General features: G+C 34.6%; 26 protein-coding genes. 1 reads left to right on the top strand and 25 read right to left on the bottom strand.

Annotated elements, in window-relative coordinates:
• Nucleotides 1-5: 5 nt before the first annotated feature.
• The 6 genes from KA858_RS02935 to KA858_RS02910 form a co-directional block, all read right to left on the bottom strand.
• A complete protein-coding gene (locus tag KA858_RS02935) occupies nucleotides 6-320 on the bottom strand; it encodes a PTS lactose/cellobiose transporter subunit IIA (RefSeq protein ID WP_037536047.1) in 315 nt (104 codons plus the stop codon).
• A 24-nt stretch (nucleotides 321-344) separates the two neighbouring features.
• A complete protein-coding gene (gene lacD / locus KA858_RS02930) occupies nucleotides 345-1,322 on the bottom strand; it encodes a tagatose-bisphosphate aldolase (RefSeq protein ID WP_210134968.1) in 978 nt (325 codons plus the stop codon).
• A gap of 3 nt (nucleotides 1,323-1,325) precedes the next feature.
• Nucleotides 1,326-2,258: a tagatose-6-phosphate kinase gene (locus KA858_RS02925; RefSeq protein ID WP_210134967.1), complete on the bottom strand. Its 933-nt coding sequence runs from the start codon at nucleotides 2,256-2,258 to the stop codon at nucleotides 1,326-1,328.
• Between the two features lie 12 nt (nucleotides 2,259-2,270).
• On the bottom strand, nucleotides 2,271-2,786 hold the full coding sequence (gene lacB, locus KA858_RS02920; RefSeq protein WP_210134966.1) for a galactose-6-phosphate isomerase subunit LacB: 516 nt from the start codon (nucleotides 2,784-2,786) through the stop codon (nucleotides 2,271-2,273).
• Between the two features lie 16 nt (nucleotides 2,787-2,802).
• Nucleotides 2,803-3,231: a galactose-6-phosphate isomerase subunit LacA gene (lacA, locus tag KA858_RS02915; protein WP_210134965.1), complete on the bottom strand. Its 429-nt coding sequence runs from the start codon at nucleotides 3,229-3,231 to the stop codon at nucleotides 2,803-2,805.
• Between the two features lie 249 nt (nucleotides 3,232-3,480).
• The gene (locus KA858_RS02910) at nucleotides 3,481-4,236 is read right to left on the bottom strand and encodes a DeoR/GlpR family DNA-binding transcription regulator (protein ID WP_210134964.1); all 756 of its coding nucleotides are present in this window, start codon (nucleotides 4,234-4,236) and stop codon (nucleotides 3,481-3,483) included.
• 268 nt (nucleotides 4,237-4,504) lie between these two features.
• On the opposite strand from KA858_RS02910, the gene KA858_RS02905 reads away from it, so the two are divergent.
• Nucleotides 4,505-5,236, top strand: coding sequence for an NAD-dependent protein deacylase (locus KA858_RS02905; RefSeq protein WP_210134963.1), 732 nt, complete (start codon nucleotides 4,505-4,507; stop codon nucleotides 5,234-5,236).
• A gap of 410 nt (nucleotides 5,237-5,646) precedes the next feature.
• Here KA858_RS02905 and rpsI read toward each other — a convergent pair whose 3' ends face one another.
• From rpsI to rplF, 19 genes are all read right to left on the bottom strand, one after another.
• Nucleotides 5,647-6,039 carry a 30S ribosomal protein S9 gene (gene rpsI, locus KA858_RS02900; protein ID WP_011275150.1) on the bottom strand — a complete coding sequence of 131 codons (393 nt, stop codon included), beginning with the start codon at nucleotides 6,037-6,039 and terminating at the stop codon, nucleotides 5,647-5,649.
• A 19-nt stretch (nucleotides 6,040-6,058) separates the two neighbouring features.
• Nucleotides 6,059-6,496 (bottom strand): 50S ribosomal protein L13, encoded by a 438-nt coding sequence (gene rplM / locus KA858_RS02895; RefSeq protein WP_011275149.1) that lies wholly within the window; start codon nucleotides 6,494-6,496, stop codon nucleotides 6,059-6,061.
• 251 nt (nucleotides 6,497-6,747) lie between these two features.
• The gene (truA, locus tag KA858_RS02890; RefSeq protein WP_210134962.1) at nucleotides 6,748-7,551 is read right to left on the bottom strand and encodes a tRNA pseudouridine(38-40) synthase TruA; all 804 of its coding nucleotides are present in this window, start codon (nucleotides 7,549-7,551) and stop codon (nucleotides 6,748-6,750) included.
• Nucleotides 7,552-7,555: 4 nt separating this feature from the next.
• A complete protein-coding gene (locus KA858_RS02885) occupies nucleotides 7,556-8,362 on the bottom strand; it encodes an energy-coupling factor transporter transmembrane component T family protein (RefSeq protein ID WP_210134961.1) in 807 nt (268 codons plus the stop codon).
• The gene (locus KA858_RS02880) at nucleotides 8,352-9,215 is read right to left on the bottom strand and encodes an energy-coupling factor transporter ATPase (protein WP_210134960.1); all 864 of its coding nucleotides are present in this window, start codon (nucleotides 9,213-9,215) and stop codon (nucleotides 8,352-8,354) included. The genes KA858_RS02885 and KA858_RS02880 overlap by 11 nt, the downstream gene beginning before the upstream one ends.
• Complete coding sequence (locus KA858_RS02875; RefSeq protein WP_210134959.1) at nucleotides 9,212-10,024, bottom strand: energy-coupling factor transporter ATPase; 813 nt, start codon at nucleotides 10,022-10,024, stop codon at nucleotides 9,212-9,214. Before KA858_RS02875 ends, KA858_RS02880 begins: the two co-directional genes overlap by 4 nt.
• A 437-nt stretch (nucleotides 10,025-10,461) precedes the next feature.
• Nucleotides 10,462-10,833, bottom strand: a complete 372-nt coding sequence (gene rplQ, locus KA858_RS02870) for a 50S ribosomal protein L17 (protein ID WP_011275144.1) — start codon at nucleotides 10,831-10,833, stop codon at nucleotides 10,462-10,464.
• A 21-nt stretch (nucleotides 10,834-10,854) separates the two neighbouring features.
• On the bottom strand, nucleotides 10,855-11,799 hold the full coding sequence (locus KA858_RS02865; protein ID WP_011275143.1) for a DNA-directed RNA polymerase subunit alpha: 945 nt from the start codon (nucleotides 11,797-11,799) through the stop codon (nucleotides 10,855-10,857).
• An 83-nt stretch (nucleotides 11,800-11,882) separates the two neighbouring features.
• Entirely contained in the window at nucleotides 11,883-12,272 is a 390-nt protein-coding gene (gene rpsK, locus KA858_RS02860; protein WP_000101625.1) for a 30S ribosomal protein S11, read from the bottom strand.
• Nucleotides 12,273-12,295: 23 nt separating this feature from the next.
• Nucleotides 12,296-12,661, bottom strand: a complete 366-nt coding sequence (gene rpsM / locus KA858_RS02855) for a 30S ribosomal protein S13 (protein ID WP_011275142.1) — start codon at nucleotides 12,659-12,661, stop codon at nucleotides 12,296-12,298.
• Nucleotides 12,662-12,683: 22 nt separating this feature from the next.
• A complete protein-coding gene (rpmJ, locus tag KA858_RS02850; protein ID WP_001829709.1) occupies nucleotides 12,684-12,797 on the bottom strand; it encodes a 50S ribosomal protein L36 in 114 nt (37 codons plus the stop codon).
• A 31-nt stretch (nucleotides 12,798-12,828) separates the two neighbouring features.
• On the bottom strand, nucleotides 12,829-13,047 hold the full coding sequence (infA, locus tag KA858_RS02845; RefSeq protein ID WP_001829792.1) for a translation initiation factor IF-1: 219 nt from the start codon (nucleotides 13,045-13,047) through the stop codon (nucleotides 12,829-12,831).
• A 197-nt stretch (nucleotides 13,048-13,244) separates the two neighbouring features.
• Nucleotides 13,245-13,895, bottom strand: a complete 651-nt coding sequence (locus tag KA858_RS02840; RefSeq protein ID WP_053028550.1) for an adenylate kinase — start codon at nucleotides 13,893-13,895, stop codon at nucleotides 13,245-13,247.
• Between the two features lie 18 nt (nucleotides 13,896-13,913).
• Nucleotides 13,914-15,206 carry a preprotein translocase subunit SecY gene (secY, locus tag KA858_RS02835; protein ID WP_210134958.1) on the bottom strand — a complete coding sequence of 431 codons (1,293 nt, stop codon included), beginning with the start codon at nucleotides 15,204-15,206 and terminating at the stop codon, nucleotides 13,914-13,916.
• Nucleotides 15,206-15,646, bottom strand: a complete 441-nt coding sequence (gene rplO, locus KA858_RS02830) for a 50S ribosomal protein L15 (protein WP_053028552.1) — start codon at nucleotides 15,644-15,646, stop codon at nucleotides 15,206-15,208. Before rplO ends, secY begins: the two co-directional genes overlap by 1 nt.
• A gap of 19 nt (nucleotides 15,647-15,665) precedes the next feature.
• Entirely contained in the window at nucleotides 15,666-15,845 is a 180-nt protein-coding gene (gene rpmD, locus KA858_RS02825; RefSeq protein WP_011275138.1) for a 50S ribosomal protein L30, read from the bottom strand.
• Nucleotides 15,846-15,861: 16 nt separating this feature from the next.
• Entirely contained in the window at nucleotides 15,862-16,362 is a 501-nt protein-coding gene (gene rpsE / locus KA858_RS02820; protein WP_011275137.1) for a 30S ribosomal protein S5, read from the bottom strand.
• A 20-nt stretch (nucleotides 16,363-16,382) separates the two neighbouring features.
• Nucleotides 16,383-16,745: a 50S ribosomal protein L18 gene (gene rplR, locus KA858_RS02815; protein ID WP_210134957.1), complete on the bottom strand. Its 363-nt coding sequence runs from the start codon at nucleotides 16,743-16,745 to the stop codon at nucleotides 16,383-16,385.
• Between the two features lie 31 nt (nucleotides 16,746-16,776).
• Nucleotides 16,777-17,313, bottom strand: coding sequence for a 50S ribosomal protein L6 (rplF, locus tag KA858_RS02810; protein ID WP_210134956.1), 537 nt, complete (start codon nucleotides 17,311-17,313; stop codon nucleotides 16,777-16,779).
• Between the last annotated feature and the right edge of the window lies 1 nt (nucleotide 17,314).

The following is a 17,314-nucleotide window of genomic DNA, read 5'->3' as shown; positions in this document are numbered from 1 at the left end:
AGCATTCAACTCTCTCTTCTATATAATTCTAATAGATGTTTCATTAAATCTTTTAATAGTAGTGTTGTCATTAAATGGTCTTGACCGTGCATCATTGTAACGCTGTATGCGATATCTTCACCTTGTGCTTCCTTAGCTAACAAACTTGTTTGCGCTTTATGTGCATTTGCAATACATTCGTTTGCTTCTTCAGTTAATTGCTCTGCTTTATCTAACTCACCATTTTTAGCTGCAGTTAATGCCTCTAATAATTTTGAACGTGCATCTCCAGCATATGCTACAATTTCAAACCCTAGTAATTGCACTTCTTCTCTATTCATTATGATGTGCCCCCTTTAAATGATTTATTTTGATTTCCATGATGTTGCAGTTGATTTTAATACTTTATTAAGATCATCAATATTTTTGAATCCAGTAGTGCGTAACCATTTACGCGCAGCTGCTTCGCCTTCTTCGATATACACTTTTACTGCGCCTGACCAAGTAGCACGTCCACAAAGTACACCATTAAATTTCGCACCAGCTTCATGTGCAAATTTCAATGTTTCTTGGAATAATTCTGCAGAAACACCAGCACTTAAATAGATATATGGTAAATGTGTTGAAGCTTCTTGATCACGGAAATGTTGCACCGCTTCTTCTTTGCTATAAACAACTTCACCTTCTGTAAATCCTTCTACAAAGTTCATATTTACCGGTACTTCAACTTTAAGTACATCTACATTAAATCGTTCTTCGGAAAATAATTTCATAGCTTCATTTACTTTACGAGGTTTTACTTTCGCGAATTCAGCACTTTTATTATCCGGAATATTATCATCATAAGTAAGTACTTCTAAGAAGAATGGGATATCTTCTGCTACACACTCAGATCCGATTCTTTCAATATATGCTTTCTTTTGAATATTAATGTCTTCCGAATCATCAACATCATAGTAAAGTAAAAATTTAACCGCGTTAGCGCCTTGTTCTTTTAAACGTTTTGCTGACCATTCAACTAGGCAGTCTGGTAAACGTCCTTTAGCATTTACGTCATAACCTGTTTTTTCGTAAGCTAATAATAATCCACAGTCTTTATTACGCGCTTCAGATGCTGGAAGACCATATTCAGGGTCTAATAAAATTGACGAAGCATATTGTGTTAATTCTTCAGATACTAATACTTTTAGTTGTTCAATTTGTTCAACAGTTGGTTCTTCTGTTTGATGCTCAGCCATCATTCTTTTTAAAGCACCACGTTGGTCAAACGCTAAAGCTGAGATAACGCCTTCTTGATTACTCAATTGCTCTATTGATGCTAATTTTTGTTGTGATTTAGTCATTAATTACACCTCTATAACTTCAATTTGTTGGAATATTTCGTCAAATTTATGTACATCAATATGTCCAGTTTGACTTTCCATTGCATTTAATATTCCAAATGCATTGGCTTTTTTTAATAGTACGTCATCCTCATCTTGATGAATTAAACCTGATGCAATACCTGCTACAGTTGAATCACCTGAGCCAACAGGATTCACCACATCTATGCGAGGAATATTTACTTTATAGTAGTTGTTATGATGTTTGGCGAATGCACCTTCGCTTCCCAGTGAAACGATAATCCACGCTATACCATCAAATATGGGTTGATTAACTGCATCTTTTAGACACTCAATTTCTGAGGTTACTTTCGTTTGTAACAATTGTGCCAACTCATCGATGTTAGGTTTGATTACAGTTGGTTTATAATCACTTAGCAAAACATCTAACAAAGATTGACCTGAACTATCTAAGATAGTCAATTTCTGATGCTGTTCGGCTAATTGAATTAAATCGGCATAATAATCCGACTTCAATCCTCTTGGTAAGCTACCAGACATCGCAATGACGTTAGCTTTTGTTAATAATTTGGCCAAATGCGTTTTAAATTCTGACGCTTCTAGCTCAGTGATTGAAGGTCCTTGTTCAAGAATCTCAGTCTGTTGTCCCTCATGAAGAATAGCAATACAATTTCGTGTTTCTTCATTAATCTTAAAAAAGTGATGATTAATTTGATTGGCATTCAATTGTTGCTCTATAAATTCGCCCAACTTGCCACCTAAGAAACCGCTTGCTGTCACATCTTCACCATATTCTGATAAAACACGAGTTACATTTAAACCTTTGCCTCCCGCAGTTTTTATCGTGTTATTAACACGATTTACTGTATCAAGACTTAAATGGTCTAGAGAATATGAAATATCTATCGAAGGATTTAGTGTTAACGTTAGAATCATAGATTGTCACCCTTAATCGTGATATTCACCTTTGTCCCATTTTTCTAAAAATTCATCGAAGAAATGAGGATCAGCTTGTTTATCATTATGTGCTTCTAAATGCTCAATTTTAGCTATTAATTTTTTATTCTCTTCGCTTGGTTTATATTCCGCTTTGATGAAAGCATCTACAATATCAAAAATGAATAATTCACCTACGATTTTTCCACCAAAACTAACAACATTCGCATTTAATTCTTCTTTTGAATAAAGCGCTGTTGTCATATCACGAACTAAAGCAGTACGTACGCCTGGTACTTTGTTAGCAGAGTTACTAATACCAACACCTGTTCCGCAAATACATACACCTAAATCCGCTTCACCGCTTGTTACAGCTTCACCCACTTTTTTACCAAAAATTGGATAGTGTGTTCGTGTAAAGTCATATGTTCCTACATCAATTACTTCATGTCCTTGTTCTTTTAAATGTTTTGAAACTGCCATTTTTGTGTCTGTTACAATATGATCGCAACCAATAGCTATTTTCATTTTAAAGTCCTCCTATTTAGCACATTTTATTTAACATATCTACACGGATTTGATGACGACCACCGTCATAGTGTCCATTTACAAATTCTTTAGCAACATGCTTAGCAAGCATATCTCCAACAATTTCTGAACCCATCGTAATCATACGAGCATTATTATGACCACGTGTCATATAAGCAGATCTTTCATCTGAAACTTCTGCTGCAATCATTCCTTTGATTTTCGTAGCGACCATGAAACTTCCTGCGCCATAAGCATCAATTGCAATGCCTAAATTCTCATCATTCTTTTGAACTTCTTGCGCAACGGCTAATGTTGAATCAACAAAGTCAACATCTTTACCTTCTGTTACATCTAATACTTCATGATTATTCTCTTTTAAAAATGTTTTGACTACTTCTTTGAGTCGTTTACCGTCTACATCTGAACCAATAATAACTGTCATAACCATTCTCCTTTAATAAATTGATTCACATATATGTGTCTATCTTTATATTATGAAAAAGCGCTTTCAACTCTTTATGTTTAAATTATAAACATAAACAAACAAATAATCAACAATAAATGTTTGAATATTGTTTGATAATTAGTTGTTTTAAACAAAAATGTTTTGTTTTATGTTTATTTATATTTTTGAAATATAAAAAAGCCTAATATTGTTTAATTTCAAACAATATCAGGCTTAAAGTGTAATTTACTCAATCACTTCAGTATGTAATTTTAATTTCTCTATGTTATCAACATCGACCTTATCAATGATGACTGCAGTTAAATCGTCTAACCTACACAATTGGGTAAAGTCTTCTTTCCCTAATTTTGATGAGTCTATTAGTAAGTACTTTTCAACTGATCGCTCTAAAGCCAATTGTTGAGTATACGCTTCATCAATTGTCGAAGTTAGGACATCGATATCTTTTATGCCATTACAACTAAAGAACATCTTACTAAATCGCTTTGTTTTCAGTAGAGTATTAGCCATTTCTCCTACAAATGATTCAGTTAAATCTCTCATTTCCCCACCAAGTAAATAAACTTTAAAATCAATTGATCTTTTTTCAAACAATATTTTAAACACTGGAAAACAATTTGTGATAACTGTTAGTGATTTTAGCTCCATGATTTCGGCTAAACATTCTATTGTCGTACCAGGTCCAAGAAAAATCGTATCGTTTTCTTCAATTAAATGAATGGCTTTTCGTGCAACGTTTCGTTTTTCTTCTATATTGTGTGTGTGTTTCTCTTGATGTGACTTCTCTTTAAATTGAAACATAGCATTACTTCTTGCGCCCCCATGAATTTTGGTAAGTAATCCTTTTTCTTCAAGTTCAGCTAAATCACGTCTTACTGTCATATCCGATACATTTAATTCTTCTACAATCTCATTAGTTCTAACAGTGCCTCTTTGATTTACGAGTTTAATTATTTCATCTAAACGATCGTATTTATTCATTCAACTCTTCACTTCCCACATCACATTTTCAAGTAAATGAAATACATTGGATACTTGAATTTATTAAAATTAATTCGCACATATTAATTTTATACTATAAATCTAGTGAACTCTAACATTTTTATCAATGCGCTTACATTTAAATCTTATATTTAGAAAGCAATTTCTAGAAAGTATATCTGATAGTATGTTGTAATAAGTATATAAGAAATATTAAAAATAATTCTATCAAAAGTTAGAATCAATTTGTGTATATGGAGTGTTTAGAATGAGTAATAAGATCGAAAAGTTAAAAGAAATTGTAGATAAATCAAATCATATTGTCTTCTTTACGGGCGCTGGTGTCTCTGTTGCAAGTGGAATTCCAGATTTTCGCTCAATGGGTGGATTATTTGATGAAATATCCAAAGATGGCTATTCTCCAGAATATTTATTAAGTATTGACCATCTTAATGATAATAAAGAAAGCTTTATTGATTTTTATCATAAGCGTTTACTTGTAGCTGATAAAAAACCTAATATTGTTCATGAATGGATTGCAGAGTTAGAAAAAGAAGGTAAATCTTTGGGTGTCATCACTCAAAACATTGATGGCTTACATGAAGATGCAGGAAGTCAAAATATCGATGAAATTCATGGCACACTCAATCGATTCTATTGTATTAAGTGTGGTGAGGAATACACAAAATCTTATGTCATGGATCATGAATTAAGATATTGTGAATCATGTGGTGACGTTATTCGACCAGACATTGTCTTATATGGTGAAATGTTGGATCAACCAACTGTTTTCCGTGCGCTTGATAAAATTCAAAAGGCAGATACTGTGATTGTATTAGGTTCATCACTTGTTGTACAACCAGCAGCTGGTTTTATTTCTAACTTTACTGGTGATCATTTAGTTATCATTAATCGAGATAAAACACCATACGATAGAAAAGCAGAATTAGTCATTCATAATGATATGACAGAGGTCGTCGAAGAAGTATTTAAAAAGTAAAAAGATAATTCAAAGAGGCTGGGACATAAATAATATAATTAAGCTATTTTTTCAAATTCGCAGTAGCTGACTGAACTGAGAAGGCGCTTAATTCAAGCTTTTATCAGTTCTAGTCACCCTTGCGGAGGTGGGCGGGGCCCCAACACAAAAAATCACGAAAATGATTTTACAAGCTAAGCAAGTTGGGGTCGGGACCCTAGCAAAGAGAATTTCATCAAGAAATTCTACAAGCAAAGCAAGCTGGGAGTGGACAACGAATTTAAAAAGAATTCTGTCCCACTCCCTTTTATGCATAAAAAAAGCACTTCTCAAAATTGAGAAGTGCTTTAATCGTTCTAATGGAACACAACTTGCTGACGCAATTTGCGTACCAAATCTGTAAGCGAATAAATTCGTAACAGCTTTGGCAATTAACGTTTTGAGAATTGTGGAGAACGACGTGCTTTTTTAAGACCTGGTTTTTTACGTTCTTTCATACGTGGGTCACGAGTTAATAGACCTGCGCGTTTTAATGAACCTCTGTATTCAGGATCTGCTTCTAATAATGCACGTGCGATTCCGTGACGGATAGCTTGTGCTTGTCCAGTGAAACCACCACCGTGTACGTTAACTAATACATCATAGTTACCTTTAGTTTCTGTAACATCAAATGGTTGGTTTAAGTCTAAGATTAATGATTCGAATGGTAAGTACTCACGTACGTCACGTTCGTTAACTGTAATATTACCTTCACCTGGTACTAAACGTACACGTGCTACTGAGTTTTTACGACGGCCTGTGCCTCTATATTCAACTTGTGCCAATGTAATTTCCTCCTTCTAATTAACCACGTAACTCGTAGTTTTCTGGTTGTTGTGCAGCGTGTGGATGTTCAGCGCCACCATATACAAATAATTTTTTACCTTGTTTTTCACCTAAACGTGAACTTGGTAACATACCTTTAATTGATGTTTCAAGTAAACGTTCTGGGTTATTACGTTTTAATTCACCAGCAGTAACTGATTTGATACCACCTGGGTGATTTGAGTGACGGTAATAGATTTTATCTGATTCTTTTTTACCAGTTAATTCGATTTTAGCAGCGTTGATGATGATGACATAATCACCTGTGTCAACGTGTGGTGTGTAAGTTACTTTATTTTTACCGCGTAAGATAGATGCTACTTCAGATGATAAACGACCTAATGTTTGGCCTTCAGCATCAATAACATACCATTTGCGCTCAATGTTTGATTCATTTGCCATAAATGTTTGACGCATAATAATTGTCCTCCTAAAAATAAATGCTTCGTTTTAGATTACAGGTACGTATCGCAGTCGAACCTACGAACGAGGCCTGCAATCTATTCATTCTGTTACGATTTCAAAGCGTAAATGTTCATTTATTTTATTCCTGTATAATTTGCTTATATATCTTGTAACACAATAAGTTTCCGGGGCTTATCATGGGGTGGATATAAAACAATACCGTTAACTATGTTATATTTTATAGCTCCGTTTGTCAATGCAATTTAATCATTTTGTAGTGATTTTTTACGATGAATTTTAATATTATCTCCAAAGTCTGTTGTTAAGCCTTTTTCTGAGAGATATATATTCTCTAAATAAAGCCCTTCTGCCGGAGCAGTAAATGGTACATTATCTCTATTTTTTTCATTTAATAATGTCGGTACTTCATTAGGGTTACGCTTACCTTTTCCAACTTCAATTAAAAACGCTACTAACACGCGAACCATATTATATAAGAAGCCGGATCCAGTCACTACATAATCAAAGCCTTCATCGGTTATGATGATTTCACTTTGATACAACGTTCGCACTTTACTTTCAACTTCAGTCTTTTGAGAACAAAATCCTGTAAAATCGTGTGTTCCAATAAAATGCTTCGCAGCTTCGTTCATTTTAGAATAATCTAAATCTTCTTTGATAAATGTCTTTAGACCACTTTCAAAAGGATTACGATGAGATCCTTGATAGACTCTATAACGATATCGTTTACCAACACAGTCGTAACGACAATGAAATTGATCATCGACGTGTTGGACATCATTCACATATATATCGTCTGGTAACGCACGATTCATTGCATACTTCCATTGCTTAGGTTCAATGTTTAATTCAGTATCAAAGTGAAAAAACTGTTCATATGCATGCACACCTCTGTCAGTGCGACTAGAAGGATGAATTCGGACATGGCGACGATGCATACGCTTTAATATTTTTTCGAATTGTTGTTGGACCGTTCTTCCTTGTTGCTGAATTTGGAAACCCAGAAATTGACTTCCTTGATAAGAAATATTAACGAGTATACGCACTGTATTACACTCCAATGTATTTTAATACGAATAATACGAAAGCTATGGGAACGAAACTGATTAAGCACATCGTATCAGCCATTCGCCATTGTAATTTTCTATAACTTGTTCGCTTTACATTTGCATCATAACCACGCACTTCCATAGCAATTGCTAACTCCTCAGCCCTTTGAAAAGCTGAAATAAATAACGGAATCATTAAGGGTATAAATGCTTTAATACGTGTCATTAGTCCGCCTGAACTAAGCTCAGAACCACGTGATTTTTGGGCTAATATAATTTTATCTAATTCATCCATTAATGTTGGAATAAATCTTAATGCGATTGACATAATCATACTTAGCTGATGTACAGGTATCTTAAACCATTTTAATGGTGTTAATAATTTTTCAAAAGCATCTGTCAAATCAATCGGACTTGTAGATAAAGTCATTATCGTTGCAACCATCACAATAGTAATCAGACGTAATGATATAAATATACCTTCTAGTATGCCGGCACTATCAATTTTTATGATTCCGTAATCTACTAGCGGCGTGCCACCATGTGTGAAAAAGATATGCATTGCAAATGTAAATAACGTAAAGATAAATATAGGTGTCAAACCTTTAATTAGGAACCAAAATTTAATCTTCGCTAAAAACATAAATACTAATATTAATAATATAATCCAACCAAACGTTGCAAATGAATGTGCAAAAAAGATTAGAATGATAAACATAAATACAAATAAGACCTTAGCCCGTGGATCTAGATGGTGAATAACTGAGTTATTAGGCAAGTATCTACCTATAATTAATTTATTCTTCATGTTGTTGCCACTCCTGATACATCGTTACAAATTCATCTTCTGATAATGCGATTGTCTTAAATTCAATGCCGTGTTTGATTTCAATATCACGTTGTAATTGAACGACATCTGGTAATGCTATATGCCATTCTTCTAATCGGTTCACTTGTCTGAACAGTTCCTTAGGTGTCACTTGTTCAACAATATTGCCATCATTCATCACGATAATCTCTTCAGCATATTTTGCAACTTCATTCATATCATGAGACACAAGGATGATTGTTTTATTTTGCTTAATTTGTATTTCTTTAAATAACGCCATCACTTGTTGACGACTTTTTGGATCTAAACCAGCTGTAGGTTCATCTAACACAATCACATCTGGGTCCATAGCTAATATAGAAACAATTGCAATCTTACGCATCTGTCCCCCCGACATTTGAAAGGGTGACAGTGACATAACATTTCTTGGAAAACCAAGCTCTAATAATAAATCAAACGCTCTTTCCTTCACTTCTTCAACATTCATGCCAAAGTTCTTAGGTCCAAACTCGATTTCTCTTTCAATATTGTCCTCAAATAATTGTGATTCAGGAAATTGAAACACTAGGCCAACTTTTTGTCGTATAGGCCTAATCCACTTATCTTTAGTCTTTGCTGTAATTGTCAGTTGATCATACTCTATATAACCGTTTGTTGGTTTTAATAACCCATTAAAATGTTGAATTAAGGTTGATTTTCCACTTCCAGTTTGTCCTACAATAGCGTAGTACTTTCCTTGTTCAATCGTTAAATTTATATGTTCTAATGCATTATACTCATAAGGTGTGCCTCGTTGATAGGTATAAGCAACATCATTAAACTTAATTATCATAGCTTTTCTACCAACCCTTCATATGTTATGAACTGATCATCAAATCCTAGCAATTGATTCATTTTCATTGAAAAAGGTAAATCTAGACCAAGTTCTTGTAACATATGTATATCTTTGAAAATCGCTTTAGGGCTACCTTCTTTATAAACTGTTCCGTGATTCATGACAATCACATGATCTCCTTCAAGTGCTTCAGTTAAATCATGTGTAATAGATATAATTGTCACATCTTTCGTTGCTTTGACATCTTGAATCAAGCTTAATAATGATTTTTTAGCTTGAGGATCCAGCATAGACGTCGCTTCATCTAAAATAATCACGGTTGGGCTTAATGCTAACACGCCTGCAATAGCAACACGTTGTTTTTGACCACCTGATAGTGAATGTGGCTCATAGTCAGCATAATCTGTCATTCCAACATCACTAATCGCCCGAGCAACGATGACTTTCATTTTTTCTGTGGGAACAGAATGATTTTCCAAACCGAAGGCAACATCATATTTAACAATTGAACCAACAAATTGGTTCTCAGGGTTTTGAAAGACAATGCCTATGTGTTCACGTATATTTTTAAACTCCTCGTTAATAATCGGTGATTGATTAAAATATACCGTACCATTCGTAGCCGTTTCAATACCAACAATGAGTTTAGCAATTGTAGATTTTCCAGAGCCATTGTGACCAACTATAGAAGTCCATTTATTTTTAGGGATTTGAAAGGATACGTCGTTCAGTGTGAAGGCTGCATCGCCTTGATATTGAAAATCGATATGCTTAAGTTCAATAATATTTGTATGATTTGCCTCCACTAGAATCCCTCCTAAAAATTTGTACTCTTCTAGTTTACATGAATATGATTATCATGTATATGAAACTTTGTTTCATTTCTGAATATAAAAAGAGGACCGGATAGAATTCTTATTGAATTCAATATCCCGCCTCTCTATGGTTGACTATAGTAATTAGCATTTAATTGAGCCATCTCAATTTAGTCAACTACTGTGAATTTGCAGTCAAATATTAAAAGTTCGTATCTCATCATATGAGAACATTTTATATCATTGGTTGCTGATATGCGCTATTAAAATAAAAAAGCGCGCACCCCATCATATTTTAGTTGAGTTCACGCTTTGAAATTTATTTAATTGATGGGGCACTCTGAGCTAGACAATATTTGTATGTGGCAAACATTATCGTTGCACTCATTTGCTTTACATATAAGTAGTTAGTGTATTTATATCTTGAATTAATCTACTAATTCGATGATAACTGATTCAGCACCGTCTCCACGACGAGGACCTACTTTAAGAATACGAGTGTAACCACCTTGACGTTCTGTATAACGTTCAGCAATTTCACCGAATAATTTTTGAAGTGCAGTTTGTGTCGTTTCATCTTCGTTTAAGATTTCAACATTACGTAATGTTTTAGCAGCATTACGACGAGAAGCTAAATCTCCTTTTTTACCTAAAGTGATTAATTTCTCAACAACACTACGAACTTCTTTTGCACGAGCTTCTGTAGTTTCAATACGTTCACTAACGATAAGTGAAGTAGCTAAGTCACGTAACATAGCTTTACGTTGATCAGAAGTACGACCTAATTTTCTGTAACCCATGAGTTGACCTCCTTTAACTTATTAATCTTCTTTTCTTAATCCTAATCCTAAATCTTCTAATTTATATTTAACTTCTTCTAGAGATTTACGACCTAAATTACGAACTTTCATCATATCAGCTTCAGATTTATCAGCTAACTCTTGAACTGAATTGATTCCTGCACGTTTTAAACAGTTGTATGAACGTACTGATAAGTCTAATTCTTCGATAGACATTTCAAGTACTTTTTCTTTTTGATCTTCTTCTTTTTCAATCATGATTTCAGCATTTTGTGCTTCATCTGTAAGACCTACAAAAATATTTAAATGTTCAGTCAAAATCTTAGCAGCTAATGATACTGACTCTTGTGGAGTGATTGAACCATTAGTCCAAACATCTAAAGTTAATTTATCAAAATCACTACTTTGACCGACACGTGTATTTTCAACTGTATAGTTAACACGTTCAACTGGTGAGTATAGTGAATCAACAGGAATTACACCGATTGGTAAATCACTAGTATTATTTTGTTCTGCTAATGCGTAACCTCTACCCTTGTTAGCAACAAGACGAATTTTTAAATGTCCACCTTTAGACACTGTTGCGATTTTAAGTTCTGGATTTAGAACTTCCACATCACTATCATGAGTAATGTCACTTGCAGTAACTTCGCCTTCATCTCGAACATCGATTTCTAATGTTTTATCTTCTTCAGAATAGATTTTAAGTGCTAATTTTTTGATGTTCATAATGATAGTAGAAACATCTTCAACAACATTATCTATAGCTGAGAACTCGTGTAAAACACCTTCAATTTCAATGTACTTAACGGCTGCACCTGGTAATGAAGATAGTAGGATACGACGTAAGGAGTTTCCTAGTGTAGTACCGTAGCCACGTTCTAGTGGTTCAACAACGAACTTACCGAATTTAGCATCTTCACTAATTTCAATTGTCTCAATTCTAGGTTTTTCAATTTCTATCATTTACAAAAATCCTCCTTAATTACGTCGACTTAATTTTAAACTGTTTCGCTCAGTGACCTGTAACAATAACAATCTATTAAAAATTAGACGCGACGACGTTTTGGTGGACGACAACCGTTATGTGGTACTGGAGTAACGTCTCTGATTGCAGTTACTTCTAGACCAGCTGATTGTAATGCACGGATAGCTGATTCACGACCTGGTCCAGGTCCTTTTACTGTTACTTCAACAGTTTTTAAACCATGTTCCATTGCTGATTTTGATGCAGTTTCAGAAGCCATTTGCGCTGCGAATGGAGTTGATTTTTTAGATCCTTTGAAACCTAATGCACCAGCTGATGACCAAGATAAAGCATTACCAAATTCATCAGTGATAGTTACGATTGTATTATTGAATGTTGAACGGATGTGAGCCACACCATTTTCAATATTCTTTTTAACTCTACGTTTACGAGATACTTGTTTACGTGCCATTTATATTTTGCCTCCTTTACCTATTATTTTTTCTTGTTAGCTACAGTTTTAACTGGGCCTTTACGCGTACGTGCGTTGTTTTTAGTTTTTTGACCGCGAACTGGTAAACCACGACGGTGACGGATACCACGGTATGATGAAATTTCCATTAAACGTTTAATGTTTAAGTTTTGTTCACGACGTAAGTCACCTTCAACTTTATAACTGTCAACAACTTCACGAATACGACCTAATTCGTCATCTGTTAAATCTTTTACACGTGTGTCTGCTGATACGTTAGCTTCTTCAACGATTTTTTTAGCTGTTGAAGTACCAATACCATATACATATGTTAATGAAATAACGATACGTTTTTCACGTGGAATATCTACTCCTGCAATACGTGCCATATATATTTACACCTCTCTTTTATTAACCTTGTCTTTGTTTGTGCTTAGGATTGTCACAAATTACCATTACTTTACCTTTACGTTTAATGACTTTACATTTTTCGCAAATTGGTTTAACTGATGGTCTTACTTTCATTTTTATACCTCCCTATATTATGGAGTGACGATTATTTATAACGATAAGTAATTCTACCGCGTGATAAATCATACGGAGACATTTCTACAGTTACTTTGTCGCCAGGTAGAATACGAATATAATTCATTCTAATTTTACCACTCACGTGCGCTAAAATTTCATGACCATTTTCTAATTCTACTTTAAACATAGCATTTGGTAAAGTATCTAATACTGTACCTTCTAATTCAATTACATCTTGTTTCGCCATTGATTAACTTCCCCCTTTTTACAATAGTAAGGTAATCGTCAATAGACAACTTCAACGATACGAATCTAATATAGTGACTAGTTATAATAAGTTTAACAAAATGCGGGAATTATTATCGTCATTCGACACTCAGAAAATTAATTCTTGCCAGAGAAACCTAATCAAATTCACATAAACCTAGACCGTATTAAGTTGATCTATTTTAATTGATCTAAGATATCAATGACATCTTTGGTTACATCGTCAATATCTTTCGCGCCATCAATGTTTTTAAGCACACCTTTTTCATTATAGTACTCTAAAATAGGTTTAGACTGCTTAACATTAACGTTTAAGCGATTAGATACTGTTTCAGGATTATCATCTTCACGTTGATAAAGTTTTCCACCATCGATATCACAAATACCATCAACCTTTGGAGGATTAAATACAAGATGATAAGTCGTACCACATTTCTCACAGATACGACGACCTGTAAGACGATTCATCAATTCTTCCTCAGGAACTTCGATGTTTATAACCGCATCAATGTTTCTACCAAGCTCAGACATAATTTCATTTAATGCCTCAGCTTGATCGATTGTTCTTGGGAAGCCATCTAATAAGAATCCTTTTTTTGCATCGTCTTCAGATATTCTTTCTTTAACGATACCTACAGTAACTTCATCAGGGACTAATTCTCCACGATCCATGTAAGATTTAGCTTCTTTTCCTAAATCTGTTTCATCTTTAATCGCTTTTCTGAACATGTCACCAGTAGATATATGTGGTATTGGGAATTTCTTAACAATTTCACTCGCTTGAGTACCTTTACCTGCGCCAGGTAAACCCATTAAAATGATATTCATAAATTGCCCTCCTACAAATTATCTACCACCAAAGCCTTTATATTCTTTTTGACTCACTTGCGCTTCAAGTGATTTCATAGTTTCAATTGCTACACCAATTACGATTAATAAGCTTGTACCACCAATTTGAATGGATTGAGGTAAACTCATAAACTTAGTTGCTAGAATTGGTAATATCGCAATGACTGCTAAGAAAATAGAGCCGACAAAAGTTAAGCGATAAAGTACTTTAGTAATATATTTTTTAGTTTGATCGCCAGGTCTGATACCTGGAACGTAACTACCTTGTTTTTTCAAGTTGTCAGCCATTTTTTCAGGATTAACTTGAACAAAGGCATAGAAATACGTAAATGCAATAATTAGAATTACATAAACAATCATGCCGTAAGTGTTTGAAGGGTTAGCATATTCAGATATAGTTTGCGCCCAATCAGCTTTAGGGAAGAACAGTGTTAATGTTCTTGGCAATAAGAAAAATGCCATCGCAAAGATTACTGGAATTACCCCTGCAGAGTTTACTTTTAAAGGTAGATATGTTGCTTGAGATCCTAATCTTTGTGCAGATTGTTTTTTAGCGTATTGGATAGGAATTTTACGTTTTGCTTCTAGTACATAAATCGCACCAATTGTAAGTAAAACTAGTCCTACAATTAATCCAATCACTTTCAACCATGCCAACGTTGTATCATCATTACCAACAAATGCTTGTTGCACAAATTGAATAATAGATGACGGCAATGTTGATAAGATACCTGCAAAGATAATGATAGAAATACCATTACCCACTCCAAATTGAGTGATTTGGTCACCAAGCCAAATTAGAAATGCTGTTCCTGCTGTTAAAACAACGGCAATCAATAAATAACTCATTACAGATTGGTGAATAATTAATTTACCACCTAAATAGTTATTAAATTGGAATGCCATACCAATTGACTGTATAAAAGCCAAAATGATAGCGAAATAACGTGTTACATTGCTAAGCTTTCTTTTACCTACTTCACCTTGTTTCGCCCATTCAGAGAATTTCGGAACAATATCCATTTGTAATAATTGCATTACGATAGATGCAGTGATGTAGGGCATAATGCCCATAGCAAATATTGAAAAGTTCTTTAAGGCTCCGCCACCAAACGTATTAAGAAGAGCGGCGACTCCTTGATCAGAACCTTGTTGTTCAAAAGGCTCAGGGTTAACACCTGGAGCCGGAATGTAAGTTCCTATTTTGAATATAATTAACATTGCTAAGGTAAAGAAAATCTTGTTTCGAACTCCTTTAGTTTTAAAGAAGCTCACAAGCGTTTGAAACATTAGATCACCTCGTGTGCTCCACCTTTTGCATCAATTGCTTCTGCTGCTGAAGCTGAGAATTTGTGAGCTTTCACTGTCAATTTTTTATCAAGTGAGCCGTTACCTAGTACTTTAATACCAGATTTTTCATTCTTAACTACACCAGTTTCAACTAATAAAGCTGGAGTTACTTCAGTACCATCTTCAAATTTATTAAGTTGGTCTAAGTTAACAATAGCATATTCTTTACGATTAATGTTAGTGAAGCCACGTTTTGGTAAACGACGGAATAAAGGTAATTGTCCACCTTCAAATCCTGGTCTTACGCCACCACCTGAACGTGCTTTTTGACCTTTTTGTCCGCGACCACTAGTTTTACCATTACCAGAACCAGCACCACGGCCAACACGGTTACGTACACGACGTGAACCTTCAGCTGCTTTTAACTCATGTAATTTCATTATATAGGCACCTCCTTAATTATTTTTCTTCTACTGTCAATAAGTGTCTAACTTTGTTGATTTGCCCACGGATTGCAGGGTTATCTTCAACTACTACTGAACTATTAGTCTTTTTAAGACCTAAAGCTTCAACAGTTTTACGTTGTGTTTCAGGACGACCAATAACACTACGAGTGAGGGTAATTTGTAATTTAGCCATTATCTATTTTCCCTCCTTAATTATATAATTCTTCTACTGATTTGCCGCGTAATTTAGCAACATCTTCAGCATTTTTAAGGTTTTGTAAACCATTGATAGTAGCACGAACCATATTGATTGGTGTGTTAGATCCTAATGATTTACTTAAGATATCAGTGATACCTGCTAATTCTAATACGGCACGAACTGGACCACCAGCGATTACCCCTGTACCAGGTGCAGCTGGTTTCATGAATACGCTACCTGAACCGTAACGACCAGTGATAGTGTGAGGAGTAGTTCCTTCAACACGTGGAACAACTACTAAATCTTTTTTAGCTGCTTCGACAGCTTTTTTGATAGCTTCTGGTACCTCTTGAGCTTTACCAGTACCGAAACCTACACGACCATTTTTGTCTCCAACTACTACTAATGCAGTGAAACGGAAACGACGTCCACCTTTAACAACTTTAGCAACACGATTGATTGTTACAACGCGTTCTTCAAATTCTTTCGTTTCTTCTTCTCTACGAGCCATGTATTTGTCCCTCCTTTAAATTAAAATTCTAATCCGCTTTCTCTAGCAGCTTCTGCTAAAGCTTTTACACGACCATGGTATAAATAACCGCCACGATCAAATACGATTTCTTTAATGCCTTTTTCTGATGCTTTTTTAGCAATTGCTTCGCCTACTTTTGTAGATAAATCTACTTTAGAAGTTGATTCGTTTGCGATATCTTTGTCTTTTGATGAAGCTTGAGCTAAAGTTACGCCTTTAACATCATCGATAATTTGTGCATAAATGTGTTTGTTTGAACGATATACATTTAAACGTGGTTTTTCAGCTGTACCTGATAATTTAGTACGCACACGAGCATGTCTTTTCAAACGCACTTTGTTTTTATCAATTTTACTGATCATTGTATTACTCCTTTCTTAAGAGAGTTATCTATTATTTACCTGTTTTACCTTCTTTACGGCGAACGTATTCACCTTGGTAACGAATACCTTTTCCTTTGTAAGGTTCTGGAGGTCTTACTGAACGGATGTTAGATGCGATTGCACCAACTTGTTCTTTAGATACACCAGATACTCTAATAGTTGTGTTTTTCTCTACTGCGAAAGTAATGCCATCTTCAGCTTTAATTTCAACAGGGTGAGAGTAACCAACGTTTAATACTAAGTCACTACCTTGCATTTGAGCACGGTAACCTACACCAACAAGCTCAAGTGTTTTTTCGAAACCTTGAGAAACACCTTGTACCATATTATTTAATAAAGCACGAGTTGTACCATGAACTGTTCTATCTTCTTTAGACTCAGTAGGTCTTACAACTTCGATAGTGTTTTCTTCTTGTTTGAAAGTCATTCTTTCGTTAAATGTTCTAGTTAATTCACCTTTAGGACCTTTTACAGTAGCAGTATGACCATCAAAAGTTACTGTAACGTCGCTAGGGATGTCAATAATTTTCTTACCAACACGACTCATG

This window comes from Staphylococcus sp. GDX8P80P, assembly GCF_017893095.1.
GTDB classification, from domain to species: Bacteria; Bacillota; Bacilli; order Staphylococcales; family Staphylococcaceae; genus Staphylococcus; species Staphylococcus borealis.
The sequence above is the reverse complement of the archived record's forward strand: the minus strand, read 5'-3'. Positions and strand labels throughout refer to the sequence as shown.